This window comes from Priestia sp. RMT2NF4, assembly GCF_047872835.1.
Taxonomy (GTDB): Bacteria; Bacillota; Bacilli; order Bacillales; family Bacillaceae_H; genus Priestia; species Priestia zanthoxyli.
Genome location: NZ_JBLQZO010000001.1, coordinates 367844 through 385190, shown reverse-complemented (window position 1 = coordinate 385190; position 17347 = coordinate 367844). Strand labels below are relative to the sequence as shown.

Sequence of the window (17347 nt, the reverse complement as noted above, 5' to 3'; positions counted from 1 at the left end):
ATTATACAGTGAAAAGTAAGATTATAGTTGTTTTCTTTTTTATAAAAAAGGGAAAATTGCCTGTGAGGTGAGAACAGTGAAAAAACATGTGCATATGATTGTAGACGGACGCGTTCAAGGGGTTGGGTTCCGTCACTACACGCAGCTAAAAGCAATGGAATGCTCCATTAACGGATGGGTACGAAATCGAGACGATCAAAAAGTAGAAATTGATGCTGAAGGTGAAGAAAGTAATATCCAAAAATTTATTGAAGAAATTAAAAAAGGTCCCTCGCCGTTCGCTTCTGTCAGCAATGTGGAAGTAAAGGTAGTAAACACCCCTTCCCACACCCATTCTTTTCGCGTAAAGTACAGTTAAAATACTCGCTAAATTAAGATAATTTTTGATAAAATGGAAAAGTAAGCGATTTTATATCATCTACATATAAGGGGGAAAAAACGATGGTTGAAAACAAAATTGTGTTAATTACAGGTGCAGCTCAAGGTATTGGTTATCAAATTGGTGAGCGCTTTGCTGAAGACGGAGCGACTGTTGTCTTAACTGACTTGAATGAAGACGGAGTTAAGAAAGCAGCAGACAAATTGAAGACAAAAGGCTACGAAGCATTAGGCATTAAAGCAGATGTGACAAATGAAAGTGACATTGAACAAATGATTGCTCAAACGGTTGAAACATATGGCCGCCTTGATGTATTAATTAACAATGCTGGCATGCAATTTGTTTCCCCGCTCGAAGAATTTCCTACTGAAAAATTTGAACTTTTAACGAAAATTATGCTTGTTGCACCTTTTGTTGCGACTAAGCATGCGTTTCCTATTATGAAAAAGCAAAAATTCGGCCGCATTTTGAACATGTCTTCCATTAACGGATTGATTGGTTTCTCAGGAAAAGCGGCATACAACAGTGCTAAGCACGGCGTGATTGGCTTAACGAAAGTGGCTGCTCTTGAAGGTGCGGAGCACGGCATTACGGTAAATGCGATTTGCCCTGGTTATGTTGATACACCGCTTGTTCAAAATCAATTAAAAGATTTAGCACGTACGCGAAATGTAGCGCTTGAAAAAGTACTAGAAGAAGTTATTTATCCTCTTGTTCCTCAAAAACGCTTGCTGGCAGTTGATGAAATTGCAGACTACGCAATGTTTTTAGCAAGTGATTTAGCAAAAGGCGTCACCGGCCAAGCTGCTGTGATCGATGGAGGATATACGGCTCAATAAAAAAAGAGTGTCAGTTAGACTGGCACTCTTTTTTTATTTATTGAATTTCAAATTCTCCTAAAGAACCGGTCGTCTGACCTGCTTTTACTGCTTCTGCGTATAAATAATACGTTCCCGCTGGAAGAGCTTCACCATTAATTTTTCCGTCCCACGTTGCGCTAGAGAATCCTTTTCCTACATTCGTATACGAACTTAACAATTCCCCTTTTTCTAGCGTTGCATCGTAAATGTAATAGCTAAGCTTCTCTGCTCCTCCTGGTAAATAACTGCCGTATTCAAATGAGCCATTTCCTAGTACATCTACATACGCAGAAGTAACGCGAGGATAATCCGGCTCTTTTACAAATAAGATCGTTGGAACATCGTACGTTTCTTTATTGTTACTTACCGTAATTGTGCCTTCGTAATAGCCAGGAGATAATTTCCCTGCATCTACTTTTACATTGAGATTTACTTTTTGCGTTTTTCCTGCATTAACAACTAAATCGTTTGTTGATTTAACGTCAATTGCTTGATGGCTTTTCTTAAATTTCACTTTGACCGAGTATTTTTGACTGTGATTTGATAGATTTTTAATCTTAAAGCTTTGTTTTTCTACTTGTTTCCCTTTATCTTTATAAAAGACGCCGTACGAGTGACTTCCTGGGGTAATAAGCGTTTTTGCTTTAATTGCATCTACTACGCGCATGCTTCCTGCACCCTGCGTATTATGAGGGTAAATGAGCCCGTTGCGGTCACGAAGCAGTTCCGTTGTGTTCATTAAAGATGCTTTTACGTCTTCTACTTTATAATTGGGATGCGCCTGTAAAATTAACGCTGCTGCTCCTGCTACGTGCGGTGCGGCCATACTTGTGCCTTGTTTTGATCCATATCCATGAGGATTGCTTGGATCATTAGTTGGCACTGTACTGATAATATCGACTCCCGGTGCCGAAATGTCCGGCTTAATCATCCACGTATCCACAACCGGTCCGCGAGATGAAAAGTCAGCCATTGTTTCATCGACTGTCTGATTAAAGGTTGCAGTAAAAGAGCCTGTGACGGATCCTTTTGCTAAAGAAGATATCAAAGCTTGTCCATCGGCTTTCGATAGGCGAATACTCGGCAGAGATGTACCTGGAATATCAGGAATTGTTCCTTCTACGTTATTGTAAATGACTGTTGCAACAGCGCCGGCTTTTTTCGCATTGTCAACTTTATCTACAAATGCAATGTCACCGCGGGAAATAACCGCTACTTTTCCTTTTACATCCTTTCCTTCAAAGTCTTCTGGTTTTCCAAGTCCGACAGGTACAAATTCATAATTTTTACCGCTTGCATCCAGTAACGCCTTGTCGTTTGGAAAGCCCATTACTTCAGCTGAAGCATAGCTTGCGTTATCTACGGTTAATGTCGTTTTATACAAATTGTAAGGAAGCTGAGTTGCACCAACTGAAATAGCTTCACGAGACGTTCCCGGAGAGCCTACTGTCCAGTTAGCTGGTCCACTGTTTCCATTTGATGTAACGGCTACTACTCCTTCTTCCATTGCCCAATCTAATGCAATACTCGTTGCCAAGTCCGGATTATTAATCGTATCTCCAAGCGACAGGTTCATTACATCCGCCCCGTCTTCTACCGCACGTTCAATACCGGCAATCACGTCTTCTGTTGAACCCGTTCCTCCTGGACCTAATACACGATACGCAAGTAAATGAGCATCAGGAGCTATCCCTTTAATTTTTCCGTCCGCTGCAATTGTTCCCGCTACGTGCGTACCGTGCGTTGTCGCTTCGCCTTTTGGATCTCCAGCCGGCGTTTCTTGAGGGTCTTTGTCATCATCAACAAAATCCCATCCTTTATATTTCTCAAACGCCGATTTTAAATCCGGGTGGTCGTAATCAACGCCTGTATCGATAACAGCTACGGTCATATTTTCACCTGTATATCCTGATTTCCACGCTTGATCTGCTCCCACGTAGTAAATGCTTTTATCCATTTCAGAACCGTATTCTTCGGCGCTCACTTCTTTCGATTTCACTTCTGTTGTATGATATTCAACGCTTGGATAAATAGCTTTTACTCCAGGTAAACTTGCTACTTTTTCAAGGTCATTAGCCGGAAGTTCCGCTGAAAACCCGGAAAACACTTGGTCGTATTCTCGCTTTACTTTTGAAGCTTTAGAAGCTTTTGAAAGTTCTTTTTTCACTTCGTCACGCGCTTTTTTAATCTTTCCTTTACTTTGCGCTACTCCTTTTTTCTTGGCTTCCGCTACAGACTCTTCATTTAACTCCACAATAACTTTTACTTTTTTAGCCGATTTTAAGTTATAGTCTCCTTGAATTTTAACTAGTGACGGTTCCAGCGCCGGCTTTGAATTTCCATTAGCCGATGCTCCCATTGCAAAAGAAGATAAAGCAACCGAAAATGCTACTGTACTCAATACAGCCCGAATTGATACTTTTTTCATCGTTTTTCCCTCTCCATTTCTCTCTATAATTCGTACGACTATGTATGTCTTCATCCCCAAAACATACGCATCTTTTACTTAGCTAATGAGCTAAAAACTAGAATAGTATGGAAGTTCTATATATTACTATAAAATCCTTGAGTCTATGGAATCATTTTATATATTTCTCCAAACTGAGCACTACTGCTCAAAAAAGGAAGAATTTTGTCTGTTCTTTGCTTTTTCACCACTTTTTTATTCCTAAAATTATGAAGAAATTAGATGAATATACAAGAATACTGGCGATTTTCTGTTAATTTAGCTATTTCGATGAGGGACTCATTCCTACTTTCTCTTCGTTTACTTATAAGGTTTTTTTATTATTTTAAGAAAATTGTTCTTATAAGCGTTTTTTATTTTATTAATTATTATTTAGAACATAGTTTAATTAAATATTAAATATCACATTTAATTAAATGAAATTTTTAAAAATTACGAATAATAAAAGTAGTTCGTGCAGATACTAACGTCAACGCTCGCAAAAAGGGAGGTATGATTATGATAGATTTAAATTTCATCCTACTCATCCTTGATCTTCTTTCATCGCTTGTCACGATTGGCATCTACTTTACAACTAAGTAAGTGCTTAACCTTCTCTTTACTCTTCTAGCGTATGTACTTAAGCTATCACAAAAAAGAAGCAAGCCAATTTTTACTGGCTTGCTTCAACTATATAATAAAGTAGTTAGAGTGGAAGGGATTTATCCGCGTCTTCCGCCTCTGCCACCTCGTTTTGATTCAGTGCTGCGTTTTAGTGTAGATAAATTATCTTCACTATCTTTTAAGAAACGCGCCATTTTTTGTTCGAAGTTTTCCTTTGGTTGGAAGTTGCTTTTAGAACGATTATCATTATTTCTTGCCTGACGTGGCGGGCGTTGTGAATAAGAAGATGAGGGTCTTTCCGGTTTATCTATCGCTTTTTTAATCGATAATCCAATTTTTCCGTCTTTCTCATTAACGACTTTCACTTCAATTTCTTGACCAACTTTAAGATGGTCATTAATGTCTTTTACATAGCTGTCAGCTACCTCACTAATATGTACAAGCCCAGTTTGACCTCCAGGTAATTCTACAAATGCTCCAAAATTAGTAATACCTGTTACTTTACCTTGTACCTTGCTACCTACTTCAACTGCCATAAAAAATGTTCCTCCTCAATAATATTAAAAGCACTTCATTATACCAAAGTGCGTAAGAATAACAAAGTGTGTATGAGAAAACAATTTGTTAAATTACACTTTTTCCGCCTCTTTTTTGTTTTTTGAAAGAAATCAGTCAAAATAATGCCCATATTAGATATACCTAATATGGGCATTTCTCTCATTTCCACCATTCATCAAACATGCTAGCCGGTAACTGACGCTTATGTTCAGTAATACGATAGCGCTGTTCAATTTTTTCAGCGGCTTCTTGTGATACTTCTTTTCCTTCCAAATAATTGTCTAGTTCATCATAAGAAATTCCTAGTTCCGTTTCATCAGATTGACCAGGACTATTATCTAATAAGTCAGCTGTTGGTACTTTTTCGTACAATCGTTTATCTGCACCTAATTCTTTTAGTAATGCTTTTCCTTGACGTTTTGTTAATCCCGTTAGAGGCAGCACGTCTGCTCCGCCATCTCCGTATTTTGTAAAAAAGCCTGTTACTGCTTCTGCTGCATGATCGGTTCCGATAACTAAAAGGCCGTTTTCTCCTCCGATTGCATACTGTACAATCATACGCGTACGTGCTTTGACATTTCCTTTATGAAAATCAGACAGCGCTATATCTGTAGCACCTGTAAACGAACTTTCAAATGCTTCCACCGTGTTTTTAATATTAAATGTATATGTTTCATTAGGTTTAATAAATTCTAGTGACGCCTTCGCATCCGCTTCATCATGCTGCGTGCCATGAGGCAAGCGAACAGCTACAAATTTTGCTTCATATTCTTCTTTTCGCAATTCGTCTACAGCAATCTGCGCCAATCGTCCAGCTAAACTAGAGTCCTGCCCTCCGCTTATACCTAATACAAAGCCTTTTGCATTTGCTGACTTTAGGTAGTTTTTCAAAAAATCAACGCGGGCACGAATTTCTTGTGCTGGATCAATTTCAGATTTCACATGTAGCTCTTTTCTTATTTTTTCTTGCATGTCTGACATGATACATGCTCTCCTTCCATTATATGTAGATTTCTTACTGATACAATCCATGTTCTTTACTATAAAAATAACAGAGATCAGGCATTAAATATCGTGGTTCTCCGCCCCTGGCAAATTCTTGACGAATATAAGTAGAGCTGATTTCCATTGCTAGCCCCTTATCAAGAAGCTGAAACCGGCCGTCGTCATAATTTCGAAGCAAAGGAGAATGACTAATAGCTTTCAACATGTCTATTCCCTCTCTTGCCATGATGATAAACTGGTTTTCACTAATAAGTTCATCTGCTTTCTTCCACTTGCCCTCACCAATATCTTGCAGTAAGTCGGCTCCCATAATAAAAAATAAGTCAGCGTGTGGGAGCAATTTTTTAAAGTGCTCCATAGTGTAGTATGTGTAATGATAGCCGGGCAATACGTCTAGCTCATACGTATCGAGCAAAAATTTCGGGTTGTCTTCAATCGCTAAGCTAACCATATTTACACGGTGTTCATCGGACGTTTGAAGCTTTTTATCTGTCCGTTTGTGCGATGAAGGCAAGAAGATAATAGCATCTAACTTCTTTCGATGCGCAACCGTTGATGCCGTCCAAAGATGAACGTTGGTAACCGGATCAAAAGATGAACCATAAATCCCAATTTTCGCTCCTTTTTCTAGGAGCTTATCTATTTTCTTATCAGGGTTTAGCTGTTGAAAATAAGCAAGCGTATCTGACATGTCTCCAGCTCCCTACTATTTTTTATTTAGGGCTTCCGCTACTTTTTGTTTTACGTACGCAATTTGACGCGTTTTATTTTCCCAACACTTTTCGCTTAAATCTACTGGATATTCTTCTGGATTGCGCGTGCGCTTATATTCATCCCAAAGCAGCTCTAAATTATCTTTTACGTACTGCTGAATTTCCTGAAGTTCTTCTGTTTCATACACAAGCTTTCCGTTTACAAAGATATCATGATGAAGTTCTTTTGCCTCAAAATTTGTGACGAATTTACTGATAAACGTATGAACAGGGTGGAACATTTTTAAACGCTCTTCGCTTTGAGGGTCTTCGTCTTCCATCGTAATATAATCCCCTTCAGATTTCCCATTCAAATTATTAATAATACGATATACCCGCTTTAACCCTGGTGTACTGACTTTTTCAGGATTCGCACTAATTTTAATCGTATCCATCATCTCGCCATTTTCTCCTTCAATAGAGACGAGTTTATACACTGCTCCAAGCGCTGGCTGATCATATGCAGTAATGAGCTTCGTACCAATTCCCCACATGTCTATCTGTGCACCTTGCGACTTTAAATGCATAATCGTATCTTCATCTAAATCGTTGGAAGCAACAATTTTTGTCTCTGTAAACCCTGCTTCATCCAACATTTGACGAGCTTTTTTAGACAAATAAGTTAAATCGCCGCTGTCTAAACGAATCGCCGTAAAATTAATTTTGTCTCCTAATTCTTTTGCTACTTTAATCGCATTGGGAACTCCTGATTTTAAGGTGTCGTACGTATCAACTAGAAACACACAGTTTTTATGGCGACGAGCGTATTTATGAAATGCAATATATTCATCTTTATAAGCTTGCACCATTGCATGGGCATGCGTTCCTGCAACTGGAATTCCAAATTTCTTTCCTGCACGCACGTTAGAAGTAGCACCAAATCCGCCAATATAGGCTGCTCTTGTTCCCCAAATAGCAGCATCCATTTCTTGAGCGCGTCGCGTTCCAAACTCCATTGCCACTTGATCTCCTACTACATGTTTGATTCGGGCTGCTTTTGTTGCAATCAGCGTTTGGTAATTCACAATATTTAATATCGCTGTTTCTACAAGCTGAGCTTCAATTAACGGTGCCTCTACACGTAAAATTGGTTCATTATGAAACACAAGCTCACCTTCACGCATACATCGAATTGTCCCAGTGAATGTAAGGTCTTTTAAGTAAGCTAAATAATCTTCTTTAAAACCTAATTCTTCGTGCAAGTACGTTAAATCAGATTCGCTAAATTTAAATGCTTTAATATATTCAATAATTCTTTCTAATCCAGCAAAAACAGCATACCCATTTCCAAAAGGAAGTTTGCGGAAAAAAACTTCAAAAACAGCCTTCTTTTGATGAATGTTATCTTCCCAATACGTTTCTCCCATATTAATTTGATATAGATCGGTGTGTAGCATTACGCTGTCATCTGTAAACATATTCATTGATTTCCTCCACTTTTATGTCCTTAAATAATTTCTGCTCCGAGGCAAGATTTAAAGTGTTCGAGCGCCCACTCATGGCCTTTTTGATTAAAGCTCGCTACGGCTTTTTCATAAATATAAATAGTAAATCCTTTATTATAGGCATCTACTGCTGTATGAAGTACACAGATATCCGTACATACACCTGCTAAGTAGACATCGGTAATCTGTCTTTCTCGCAGTTTAATCTCCAGATCTGTTCCAGCAAATGCGCTGTATCTCGTTTTATTTATCCATTCTACATTTGCCTTTGATTGATACACATTATATAAATCATTTAACTTTCCGTATAGCTTCCTTCCTGCAGAACCTTCAATATTATGAGGCGGAAACAGCGCTGATTCTGGATGCAAGGAATCATTTTCTTTATGAAAATCAATGGCAAACACGACATACTCGTCTTGCTCAATAAATTGACGCGTGATATCGCTTATAGATATTTCAATGTGTCGCCCTGGTTCTCCGCATGTCAAAGCTCCGTTTTCAGCTACAAAATCATTGGTATAATCAATGTTAATCAGTGCTTTTTTCATTATGTTTCCCCCTCATAAATAAAAATTAACAGTTAACATATTGTTAATTATTTGAATTGAAAGTTTTTTCTTTTAATAGCGTGCTGTATAGATTGGCTTCATCACATTCATCTCAACAAACCGGTAGAGCTTTGTTGGCTTTTTAGACGTTCTCGTCGTTGTTTTTCCGTCTACTTCTTCAATGAATGGCAGCATTCTTATTTTTCGTGCAAACGCCTGATCACTTTTAATTGCCGCATCATCCGTTACGGTAAGCAGCACAGCCTGCAGTTCAGAGTATGTAAACTGAGAAGGCAGAAACTTCTGAGCAATAGTCGTTTGCAATAAATCTTTCTTAATTTCCTTGATTGCATCTCGAATGATGATTTCATGATCAAAAGCTAAAGGCAATGAAAAGATTTCATCTATTTTAAATAATTCAACTCGAGCAGCATCATCATTCGCTTTTCGTTTTATTAGACTATCTTCTGGGACAATTGCATAATGTGCGTTTGTGATGACCCATCCCCTATCGTCTCTTCCGGGCTCATCATAGACACCATAGTGTTTTAAATGGATATCGTTCACGCCCGTTTCTTCTTCGAGCTCTCTTTTAGCCGCTTCAAAAGCTGATTCATCAGGATGGACAAATCCGCCGGGAAGCGCCCATTTTCCTGCTTCGCTGTTCTTTTCTCCCTCCGCGTTTAGCATTGCTCGCTGGATAAGCATTAATTTTAAATTCATTTTAGGTGGTTTGTATGGTTCTTTTTCTTCCGTCACAATCGTAAATACAGCAATATCTGACGTATAGCCATAGGGTTTAGGGTATTCTTTTTTCATTTGATTCGTCATTGCTTTTTTGTTCGACATTCAGCATTTCTCCTGATCACTCTTTTTACAATTAACAATATGATTAATGTTAATTATATTTGTTTTATGGAAAATGTCAATACTTTTCCCACTAATTATAAAGAGAAGGTAATTTATGTTGTAAATAACGTTATGTTTCGTATTTTTTAGAGTTTATATGCATAAAAAGCCGAGTGAAGAAGTTCTCATTCCCCCTCTTCCCTCAGCTTTTTTCCCTTTTAATTAACGTGCTGCTAAACCAATCATCATTTTACCGTCTTTAAAATATTCAATGACATAGTCAACAGACGGACAGTAAATAAATGCTTCTTCTGTAAGATCAGCTGTTTGTTGGAAAAACGTTAGAGCCTGAGCTAAATCGACGCTTACGGCTTTAGTTGCTCGTTTCCAAAATAAAACAACCTGATGTTCTTTTATATTCATCTCTTGAAGCCATTTTTTGATTTCTTCAATATGCCGGGCGGACTTTTTAATTAATACTTTTCTCCAATTAATTTGCATGATTGTTAAAAAAGGAAAGGTGTTTGAAAGTTTTTCGAAGTAAATGCTTGTCTGCTTTTTCGTTAGCAAATCTGCACTGTTGTCCAATGTTTGAATATAATGTTCTACTTTTGTCATAATCATCCTCCAGTCGAAATTGGAGTTTGCTAGAATTTTCAGAGACGTTCTCTACTCTTCTTGCTAAAAATCCTGCAGCTTTCCAACCGTGCTTTTTCTCAACAATGTTTAAATTTCACCTTTTTATACAAATTATTCAAAATAATTTGTGTATTTTAGTTTACCATAAAACTTAATCTTTGACTTTGTTTATGTAAAACCTTATTTGTGTTTCGACCAAAGAACGAATTCCATAGAAGAAAAGCTATAAAAAAGTTGACATTAACATTTATAAAAGTTAATATACTTACTAAAAGTAACTTAATTGCATATAACAAACAAGGTGAAGAAAATGAACTATCAAACAGATGTGTGTATAATAGGAGCCGGACCAGGCGGTGCTCTACTAGCCTATCTACTGGCTAAACAAAATATATCAACTATACTGATAGAGAGATCTGATAAGCTTGGAAAAGAATTTCGAGGCGAACATTTAAATGAAGATGGAGAAATGATTCTTAAAAAACATCATATATTTGAAGAAATTGAAAGCTTAGGCCTCCTTCGAATGTCTAGGGTCGAATACTGGAAAGATGGACATGTATTCAAAACGATAGAATCTGAACTTGGACATGCAGGAATTCATGTTCCACAGCAGCATCTTCTTCAGTCTATAGATAGCCGAGCAAGCAGCCATCCCTCCTACAAACTTATGCTGGGCACAAAAGTAACGGAGCTAACGCAAAATCAAAAAGGACAATATACTGGAATAAAAGCTCAGCAAAAAGGCCGGGGTGAAATAATAGTTGAAAGTAAAATCATTATTGGAGCAGATGGTCGATATTCAACTGTTCGCAACCTTGCGCACATAAAAAACAATATTCATAATCATGGATACGATTTGCTTTGGGCGAAAATTCCTGCACCTGCCAACTGGGAGCCTTCTATTAAATTTGCGCTTGTGAAGCAGCAGCAGGTAGCGCTTTTTTCTCAAGCAAAAGGCTTTGTTCAAATCGGATGGAATATTGAAAAAGGCAGCTATCCTGCTCTTCGAAAACAATCGTTTAAACCGTTTATTCAGCGTTTAATAGAGGCTTTCCCTAGCTTAAACCTTTCAATTGAAAGGTTTATTAAGTCGTGGTCAGACTTTACGCTTCTTTCTGTGCAAAGCAGCATAAGCGAAGTGTGGTCAAAACATCACCTGCTCTTGTTAGGTGATGCTGCTCATACGATGACTCCTACTGGCGCTTTTGGATTAAACGAGTCATTAAAAGATGCTGACTTACTGTCTGACTTACTGCATCAAGTTTTTTATCAAAACAAAGAGATTTCAGAAACATTGAGACAGTTTGAACAGAAAAGAAAGCCAAGATTAATAACTCTTGAACGTATTCAGTTTCAGCGAGAAAAAGAATTCCCGTCTCATTTTATTTCTTCTTAAGTCAACAAAAAAGAGATTCCATAGATAAATGGAATCTCTTTTTTGCAATCATGATTTTTTAGCAGTTGTGCTATGTAAGTTCTCTTTTATGTATATTCCGCGAAGTTAATCTTGCTTTGCCCGCTGCCATTTTTGAAATTCAAGAAATTGTTTAAACTGCTCTTTGCTTATTCCTGACTCCGCTGCTTCTTTTGCTAACTCAAGCCACTCATTATCAATATCCAACGATTCAGATTTATCCATAGGCTCATGAATCAATCTATCAATACTCACGTTCAATGAGGTAGAAATTTTGTTTAGAAATTGAATAGATGGGTTGAGCTGAATTCCTCTTTCTACTGAAGATATGTACGATTTAGCAACACCCGCTCGGTTTGCAAGTTCTGTTAGCGATATTCCCTGTTTCATTCTAAGATCTCGAATACGTTGACCAATTGTCATTATAATCACCCTTACTAATGCTTACTTATCGATAATAATACCATAATTTCACTTTATCGTGCATTATAAATAAACGTTCTTACTGTAAAGGGATAATTATACATCTAGTGGACATAGCTTGAGACCCGCTATAAAGGTTAGCTATGCGTAACGAATTCTTTATTTCCTTACTGATGTATCGGCTAAGAATTTGAACTAATACTTTGTAAAAATTGTCTAACTTCCTCGATGCTTATACCTGTTTCTTTTGCTTCCATTATGAGCATAACCCATTCTAAGTCTAACGCATTTTCGTCTTTAAAATTCATAATTCGCTTCCTTTCTTCTTTTTCGGGAATTGAGAACGTTTTCTTTTTGCTGTTTTTGGGCATTCTCCCTTATTTTTCACTATGGTTTTACAGTATAATGGATATTACTAGAACATTAGACATTTTATATTTGCTAAAAAGCACCAATTTTTTTGAAATTTTTGTCTATTCCTATCATAATGATTTTACCGTTACACAAACGCTACAGTTAGACACTAGGAGGATTGCTTTTATGCCTTTTCTGCATACGGCGACAGAAAAAATTTACTATGAAATTCATTCGCCCGTGTTCACTGACAAGACAGAAACCGTTGTTATGGTTCATTCTTGTGTCACTGATCATACGCTTTTTGATTCTATTACTGCGGAATTAACCCAACATTACCGTGTTATTCATTACGATTTGAGAGAGACAGGAAAGAGCGCCTCTGCTACAGGAGAATTATCGTTTGAGGCTCATATTGAAGATCTTTTTCTCTTATTACATACGTTACATATAAAGAAGTGTTACTTAGTTGGAGTGGGATTTGGAGGACAAATCGCTGTTAAATTTACCGCCCGCTATGAATTTCTTATTGAAGGACTGATACTACTGTCTCTTCCTTTTTATTCAGATAGCACCATTCAAAAGATTAAGAGATGTTACAACGAAGAAAGCAAAAATCAAATACCGGTAAATAAAATCCTTGAATTAGGCAAACTGGAAAGTCTGGAATATACAAACATACAAGAGGTTATTGGAAGACTTAAACAAATGGATCCCAATGTATATTTCCGCTTCGTTAAACTTTCTATTACAGCCAGTCTATTTCAAGAGCTAAGCAGCATTTCACTTCCTGTACTCACTTTATCTGGCCAACATGATTTGCTGTTTTCATCTCAGTATCTGATTTCAAAAACGATGTTTTTAAAAAACTACAGTCATATGACCATACCTAACGCACACTCTTTATTTCTAATAAAAGAAAAAACAGCTTTATTCAGAGAAATTGTCATAGATTTTATTAAAAGTAATACATCTCAGCTGCCTTCTTTAAAGAATGATCCTATGAAAATACTTAAGAACTGGGAAAGTGATACGGCTATAGACATACAAAAAGAATTCCATGCCCACACACCCTCTCTTAAAGTAGATTTCTTATACTCTTTTTCCGTCTATGTAAATGGTCAGCTTATTACAGAAGGCTGGAATAAGCGCTTTGCTCAAGAAATTTTACTATATCTTATTTTTCATCATTCTATCAGCAGGGAACAGCTATGCGAAGCGCTGTGGCCCGAAATGCCTTTAAGCAACGCCAAAAAGAATTTACGCGTCTACTTGTCTCATTTAAAAAAATTATTGAACGCAGAAAATTCAGAGCCGGTTTTACTTGTTAACAGGCAGCTCATTTCTTTAAATGCCGATGTGTCAAGCGATGGATTAGATTTACTAACTGACCTTCAGTGGATAACCGAACAGTCTGACCCGTCTCTGAAATTCAAGGAGGCTGAACAGCGCCTGCATCAATTAGTTCCTCATTATTTAACAACGATTTATGACGACTGGTTCCTTGATATCCGAGTGAAAATAGAGATTATTCTTCTTGATCTATTAATCTGGATGAAAGAATGGCTTTGTGAGAATGGAAAAGTTTCGAAAGCCGTATTTTTACTCGTTAAATTTATTGATTTAGTAGAAGAAAAAGAATTCATTTATGATGAAATTATCGATTGCTATATCAAGCTCGATAACAATGAAAAATCAGAGTACTGGCTGAATCAAAAAATGCAGTATTTAGTTGAATAAAAAGGATGTGAATACATGAATTCGTACTGTGAGATGGTGTTTAATCAAATACACGTCAACGTCCAGTCTCTCACCGCGATCATTGATGAGGTTACAGAAGAAGAGCTTGCTTATCGTCCCCTCCCTCACAAGCGGTCTATTCAAGAGCTGCTGCAGCATTTATGTCTCATTTGTAGTGCAGACTATTCTATTTCCTCAGGCTACTCTGCAGATAAAATGAACGACTTTTATCTGCAGCATCCAGCTTATACAAAGCTTGAACTCAAAACAGCTTTAATAGATGGCTTCAATCAGCTAAAAGCGGCCTACTCTTCTTTTGACGAACGAAAGCTTTTTTCACTGCAAACGTCCTATTGGGGATGCACGTATACATGTTTTGAGTGGCTGCTTGAAATTCAGTCTCATTTATACCATCACCGTGCAGAACTGTATACGCTTCTAACCTGTTACCGCAGAAAGGGATTGGATATAGTGCTTTTTGAGTGATATAGTTTTCACTCTCTATATTTTCGTAGATTTTTAGAGGCTTAAAGGAAGCTTTTTTTATTTATTTACCATTTTCCATACATTATGAAATATAATAGGAGAAATAGTAATAGCTTTTGTATATAGAAAGCATTAAAAGAAAATGAGGTTGGGTTATGAGAGAAACAATTGTTGCAGCTTTAAAGAAAATTGAAGAAGATTACGACGTAAAGGTATTATACGCTTGTGAATCTGGAAGTAGAGCGTGGGACTTTCCATCTAAAGATAGCGATTATGATGTTAGATTTATTTATATTCATAAGAAAAATAAATATTTAAGTATTGACCCAATCGGTGTAGGTAAAAAGCGAGATGTAATAGAGCTACCTATTAATGACCTATTAGATGTTAGCGGCTGGGACTTAACCAAGACATTAAAACTTTTTAGAAAATCAAACCCACCTTTACTAGAATGGATGCAATCAAACATTGTATATTACAAGGCGTATTCAACATTTGATAAAATGCAAGAACTACATTCTAACATCTTTACTCCTACTTCTTGTATATACCACTATTTAAATATGGCTAGAAATAACTTTAGAGAGTATTTACAAGGTGACGAAGTAAAAATCAAAAAATATTTTTACGTTTTAAGACCCGTGTTAGCTGCTAAGTGGGTTGAACAATATAATGAATTTCCTCCACTAGAATTCCCTATTCTCTTAGAGAAACTGTTACCAGAAGGAGAATTAAAAGAAGAGGTTAGTAAGCTGTTAAAGCGTAAAATTAGTGGTGATGAGCTAGATTTAGAACCACGCATCAATGTTATTAATGAATTTTTAAACATAGAAATTGACCGTTTAGACAAATACGTCAGAACTTTATCTGTAGAATTAGATGACCCTACATATGAATTAGATCAATTGTTTAGAGATACTTTAGACGAAGTTTGGAACTAAGTATAAAACAAAAAGGCTTATCCCTAATGCAAGTAGCAGCGGATAAGCCTTTTATTTATAATTTCTATTAAAGCGGTATATTATTATTCGTGTTTTTTGTTTCATTCAAATAGCTCTCCACATAAATTTGTTCTGCATCTGTAGCATTTTTAATTCCATCCTCCGGACTAAATTCAATGTTTTTCCTTATTGCTACACGATCTGCAATGTAACCCATTGCTAACAAAAACACTATACATCCGCCTGCCCATAGCCACATTGTCATTTTAATATCCCCTCTTTCTTCTTTAGTTCACCTAGCGTCGCGTAATACAGCATATATCCTCCGCAGGATAAAAGCCCTCCAACAAGTAAAATGGCAAGTTTTTTAATAACTATCCCCTCCACATTCTTTTAAACAAAACAGAACTAACAGATGATTCGACTTTATGTTAAACGTTTTTCCGCAAAAAGGAATTTAAATTAACATTCCCTATACTTACTATACGTTATAGCACTAATAAAAGTTTCAGAAAATTACATCAATAATTCCCAAGTTGATTTTCAACAAATCTTATTATAATTTTTTATGTTTCATCCTAAATAATTTCAAAACCGCTGCCAATCTATCTATAAAGCATTCGAGGCTTTACGCCGCTTCAATCAGATCTACTATTATTGCCAGGTGCATTAATTATGATGCCGATTGTGACTGAATGCATCAACCAATTACCTCAACATTTAATTTCTCACGGTACAGCTTTAAATAATACAATTCGTCAAGTTGCAGGTTCAATTGGTACTGCTATACTTGTTACAATTATGACCCAACAAACTACGGAACACCTCGCTAAAGCAATAACAACTTCGACTATAGATATGGTAGTAACGATGTATTCTTATTTGCGACGCTATTGACTCTAATTGCGTTATTACTCTCTCTTCTTACGTACACCAAAGATCAATAGAGAGAAATAATAAAAAGCCGTTTCTTTGGTTAAGAAACGGCTTTTTACTTTAATAAACAATTATATTTAAAGCATATATTTTACATTTGGATATCATGTTTAGATTCAAATGCAGACACTTTTTCTTTAGCATCTAAAAATTGTATTTCAGCAGCTTTTGTGTTTTCTTCTAAAGTTGATTTATCCTTACCACTTTCTTTTTGTAGAACTTCTAGCATTTCAACTTGTTTATTTAATGACGAAGTTACGCTAGTGACTGCGGAATTCAATTGATTATATTCTTCAGTACTAAAGCTAGCTTTATATTTCTCCAACTCTTCCTTAATAAGCTTTATTCTTTTCATAGGCATTCCTTGTATAGACTTAATAGCCTCAGTTGCGTCTGCATCAATTTTTTCATAATCGTAGCTATCTGCATTAAAATCTTTGTCTAACTCAATAGTGTTCACCGCATTAAAGTGCTGAGTAATATCCGCTTTAGTTAACACAATATGCATATGAGTACCAATTGCAGCCTCGTACACATCTACTGCCGAACCATAACGCTTCTGAGCTTTTATTGCTTGATCATTACTTAAATGTTCTATCTCAGTTTTTAAGTCTTTTACATGTTTGTCTAGTTCACCATCATCGCCCTGAAGAATATTCTTGCTTTCAATTGACTTTGCTAGTATGTTAAAGTCTGCTTCAAAAACAAGATAATCATCAGATTCCATATATCCTTTTTCTTTTGTATATTCTTCATACTCACTCTCTAATTTAGAGAGTTTTTGTTCGAGCTTTTTCTGCTCTTTCCCCATTTGTTTCTGCTCTTGCTTAGCAGATCCTTGTTTTTGTTCTTCTTTCGTTGACCCACAAGCTACTAAACTAATAGATAGCAAAGATGCTACAAGTCCTAGACCGATTTTTCTTAAATTCTTCATTTTTTCTC

Annotated in this window: 18 protein-coding genes and 1 pseudogene; 7 read left to right on the top strand and 12 right to left on the bottom strand. The window is 36.6% G+C overall.

The window, feature by feature from the left end; all coding sequences use genetic code 11:
- Positions 1 to 76: 76 nt before the first annotated feature.
- Together ACMX9J_RS01930 and ACMX9J_RS01925 are read left to right on the top strand one after the other, a co-directional pair.
- Positions 77 to 358, top strand: a complete 282-nt coding sequence (locus ACMX9J_RS01930) for an acylphosphatase (protein WP_013083031.1) — start codon at positions 77 to 79, stop codon at positions 356 to 358.
- 83 nt (positions 359 to 441) lie between these two features.
- Entirely contained in the window at positions 442 to 1218 is a 777-nt protein-coding gene (locus tag ACMX9J_RS01925) for a 3-hydroxybutyrate dehydrogenase (RefSeq protein ID WP_013056911.1), read from the top strand.
- A 37-nt stretch (positions 1219 to 1255) separates the two neighbouring features.
- Here the strand turns inward: ACMX9J_RS01925 and ACMX9J_RS01920 are convergent, their stop codons facing one another.
- From ACMX9J_RS01920 to ACMX9J_RS01885, 8 genes are all read right to left on the bottom strand, one after another.
- A complete protein-coding gene (locus ACMX9J_RS01920; RefSeq protein WP_416225341.1) occupies positions 1256 to 3667 on the bottom strand; it encodes a S8 family serine peptidase in 2412 nt (803 codons plus the stop codon).
- A gap of 740 nt (positions 3668 to 4407) precedes the next feature.
- Positions 4408 to 4845: a S1 domain-containing RNA-binding protein gene (locus tag ACMX9J_RS01915; RefSeq protein ID WP_013056909.1), complete on the bottom strand. Its 438-nt coding sequence runs from the start codon at positions 4843 to 4845 to the stop codon at positions 4408 to 4410.
- A 181-nt stretch (positions 4846 to 5026) separates the two neighbouring features.
- The gene (nadE, locus tag ACMX9J_RS01910) at positions 5027 to 5848 is read right to left on the bottom strand and encodes an ammonia-dependent NAD(+) synthetase (protein WP_063248063.1); all 822 of its coding nucleotides are present in this window, start codon (positions 5846 to 5848) and stop codon (positions 5027 to 5029) included.
- A 34-nt stretch (positions 5849 to 5882) separates the two neighbouring features.
- On the bottom strand, positions 5883 to 6563 hold the full coding sequence (gene nadD, locus ACMX9J_RS01905; RefSeq protein WP_416225340.1) for a nicotinate (nicotinamide) nucleotide adenylyltransferase: 681 nt from the start codon (positions 6561 to 6563) through the stop codon (positions 5883 to 5885).
- Positions 6564 to 6578: 15 nt separating this feature from the next.
- Positions 6579 to 8048, bottom strand: coding sequence for a nicotinate phosphoribosyltransferase (locus tag ACMX9J_RS01900; RefSeq protein WP_028413473.1), 1470 nt, complete (start codon positions 8046 to 8048; stop codon positions 6579 to 6581).
- Between the two features lie 23 nt (positions 8049 to 8071).
- On the bottom strand, positions 8072 to 8620 hold the full coding sequence (locus tag ACMX9J_RS01895; protein ID WP_047751045.1) for a cysteine hydrolase family protein: 549 nt from the start codon (positions 8618 to 8620) through the stop codon (positions 8072 to 8074).
- A 72-nt stretch (positions 8621 to 8692) separates the two neighbouring features.
- Positions 8693 to 9469, bottom strand: coding sequence for an NUDIX domain-containing protein (locus ACMX9J_RS01890; protein WP_028413475.1), 777 nt, complete (start codon positions 9467 to 9469; stop codon positions 8693 to 8695).
- A gap of 222 nt (positions 9470 to 9691) precedes the next feature.
- Entirely contained in the window at positions 9692 to 10087 is a 396-nt protein-coding gene (locus ACMX9J_RS01885; RefSeq protein WP_416225339.1) for a hypothetical protein, read from the bottom strand.
- Positions 10088 to 10418: 331 nt separating this feature from the next.
- On the opposite strand from ACMX9J_RS01885, the gene ACMX9J_RS01880 reads away from it, so the two are divergent.
- Positions 10419 to 11507 carry an FAD-dependent monooxygenase gene (locus ACMX9J_RS01880; RefSeq protein WP_116738209.1) on the top strand — a complete coding sequence of 363 codons (1089 nt, stop codon included), beginning with the start codon at positions 10419 to 10421 and terminating at the stop codon, positions 11505 to 11507.
- 105 nt (positions 11508 to 11612) lie between these two features.
- Here the strand turns inward: ACMX9J_RS01880 and ACMX9J_RS01875 are convergent, their stop codons facing one another.
- Together ACMX9J_RS01875 and ACMX9J_RS01870 are read right to left on the bottom strand one after the other, a co-directional pair.
- Positions 11613 to 11948, bottom strand: a complete 336-nt coding sequence (locus ACMX9J_RS01875; RefSeq protein WP_033578883.1) for a helix-turn-helix domain-containing protein — start codon at positions 11946 to 11948, stop codon at positions 11613 to 11615.
- 182 nt (positions 11949 to 12130) lie between these two features.
- The gene (locus ACMX9J_RS01870) at positions 12131 to 12256 is read right to left on the bottom strand and encodes an anti-repressor SinI family protein (protein WP_080754447.1); all 126 of its coding nucleotides are present in this window, start codon (positions 12254 to 12256) and stop codon (positions 12131 to 12133) included.
- Between the two features lie 232 nt (positions 12257 to 12488).
- On the opposite strand from ACMX9J_RS01870, the gene ACMX9J_RS01865 reads away from it, so the two are divergent.
- The 3 genes from ACMX9J_RS01865 (at position 12489) to ACMX9J_RS01855 (ending at position 15469) form a co-directional block, all read left to right on the top strand.
- Positions 12489 to 14042, top strand: a complete 1554-nt coding sequence (locus ACMX9J_RS01865) for an alpha/beta fold hydrolase (protein WP_416225338.1) — start codon at positions 12489 to 12491, stop codon at positions 14040 to 14042.
- 15 nt (positions 14043 to 14057) lie between these two features.
- Positions 14058 to 14528 carry a DinB family protein gene (locus ACMX9J_RS01860; protein ID WP_034265804.1) on the top strand — a complete coding sequence of 157 codons (471 nt, stop codon included), beginning with the start codon at positions 14058 to 14060 and terminating at the stop codon, positions 14526 to 14528.
- A 155-nt stretch (positions 14529 to 14683) separates the two neighbouring features.
- Positions 14684 to 15469: a nucleotidyltransferase domain-containing protein gene (locus ACMX9J_RS01855; protein ID WP_325075589.1), complete on the top strand. Its 786-nt coding sequence runs from the start codon at positions 14684 to 14686 to the stop codon at positions 15467 to 15469.
- Positions 15470 to 15536: 67 nt separating this feature from the next.
- On the opposite strand, the gene ACMX9J_RS01850 is transcribed toward ACMX9J_RS01855, so the two are convergent.
- Positions 15537 to 15734, bottom strand: coding sequence for a hypothetical protein (locus tag ACMX9J_RS01850; protein WP_047751048.1), 198 nt, complete (start codon positions 15732 to 15734; stop codon positions 15537 to 15539).
- A gap of 332 nt (positions 15735 to 16066) precedes the next feature.
- Between ACMX9J_RS01850 and ACMX9J_RS01845 the strand changes: the two are divergent.
- Positions 16067 to 16300 (top strand): annotated as a pseudogene (locus ACMX9J_RS01845) (hypothetical protein); the annotation flags it as partial.
- A 196-nt stretch (positions 16301 to 16496) separates the two neighbouring features.
- Here the strand turns inward: ACMX9J_RS01845 and ACMX9J_RS01840 are convergent.
- A complete protein-coding gene (locus ACMX9J_RS01840; RefSeq protein ID WP_416225337.1) occupies positions 16497 to 17339 on the bottom strand; it encodes a hypothetical protein in 843 nt (280 codons plus the stop codon).
- Positions 17340 to 17347: the final 8 nt, after the last annotated feature.

Bases quoted from the DNA above. Each gene is read 5' to 3' on its own strand.
- ACMX9J_RS01865 (WP_416225338.1), top strand. From the start codon at position 12,489: ATGCCTTTTCTGCATACGGCGACAGAAAAAATTTACTATGAAATTCAT.
- nadE (WP_063248063.1), bottom strand. From the start codon at position 5,848: ATGTCAGACATGCAAGAAAAAATAAGAAAAGAGCTACATGTGAAATCT.
- ACMX9J_RS01895 (WP_047751045.1), bottom strand. From the start codon at position 8,620: ATGAAAAAAGCACTGATTAACATTGATTATACCAATGATTTTGTAGCT.
- ACMX9J_RS01870 (WP_080754447.1), bottom strand. From the start codon at position 12,256: ATGAATTTTAAAGACGAAAATGCGTTAGACTTAGAATGGGTTATGCTC.
- ACMX9J_RS01890 (WP_028413475.1), bottom strand. From the start codon at position 9,469: ATGTCGAACAAAAAAGCAATGACGAATCAAATGAAAAAAGAATACCCT.
- nadD (WP_416225340.1), bottom strand. From the start codon at position 6,563: ATGTCAGATACGCTTGCTTATTTTCAACAGCTAAACCCTGATAAGAAA.
- ACMX9J_RS01850 (WP_047751048.1), bottom strand. From the start codon at position 15,734: ATGACAATGTGGCTATGGGCAGGCGGATGTATAGTGTTTTTGTTAGCA.
- ACMX9J_RS01925 (WP_013056911.1), top strand. From the start codon at position 442: ATGGTTGAAAACAAAATTGTGTTAATTACAGGTGCAGCTCAAGGTATT.
- ACMX9J_RS01860 (WP_034265804.1), top strand. From the start codon at position 14,058: ATGAATTCGTACTGTGAGATGGTGTTTAATCAAATACACGTCAACGTC.
- ACMX9J_RS01920 (WP_416225341.1), bottom strand. From the start codon at position 3,667: ATGAAAAAAGTATCAATTCGGGCTGTATTGAGTACAGTAGCATTTTCG.
- ACMX9J_RS01880 (WP_116738209.1), top strand. From the start codon at position 10,419: ATGAACTATCAAACAGATGTGTGTATAATAGGAGCCGGACCAGGCGGT.
- ACMX9J_RS01840 (WP_416225337.1), bottom strand. From the start codon at position 17,339: ATGAAGAATTTAAGAAAAATCGGTCTAGGACTTGTAGCATCTTTGCTA.
- ACMX9J_RS01855 (WP_325075589.1), top strand. From the start codon at position 14,684: ATGAGAGAAACAATTGTTGCAGCTTTAAAGAAAATTGAAGAAGATTAC.
- ACMX9J_RS01915 (WP_013056909.1), bottom strand. From the start codon at position 4,845: ATGGCAGTTGAAGTAGGTAGCAAGGTACAAGGTAAAGTAACAGGTATT.
- ACMX9J_RS01900 (WP_028413473.1), bottom strand. From the start codon at position 8,048: ATGAATATGTTTACAGATGACAGCGTAATGCTACACACCGATCTATAT.
- ACMX9J_RS01875 (WP_033578883.1), bottom strand. From the start codon at position 11,948: ATGACAATTGGTCAACGTATTCGAGATCTTAGAATGAAACAGGGAATA.
- ACMX9J_RS01885 (WP_416225339.1), bottom strand. From the start codon at position 10,087: ATGACAAAAGTAGAACATTATATTCAAACATTGGACAACAGTGCAGAT.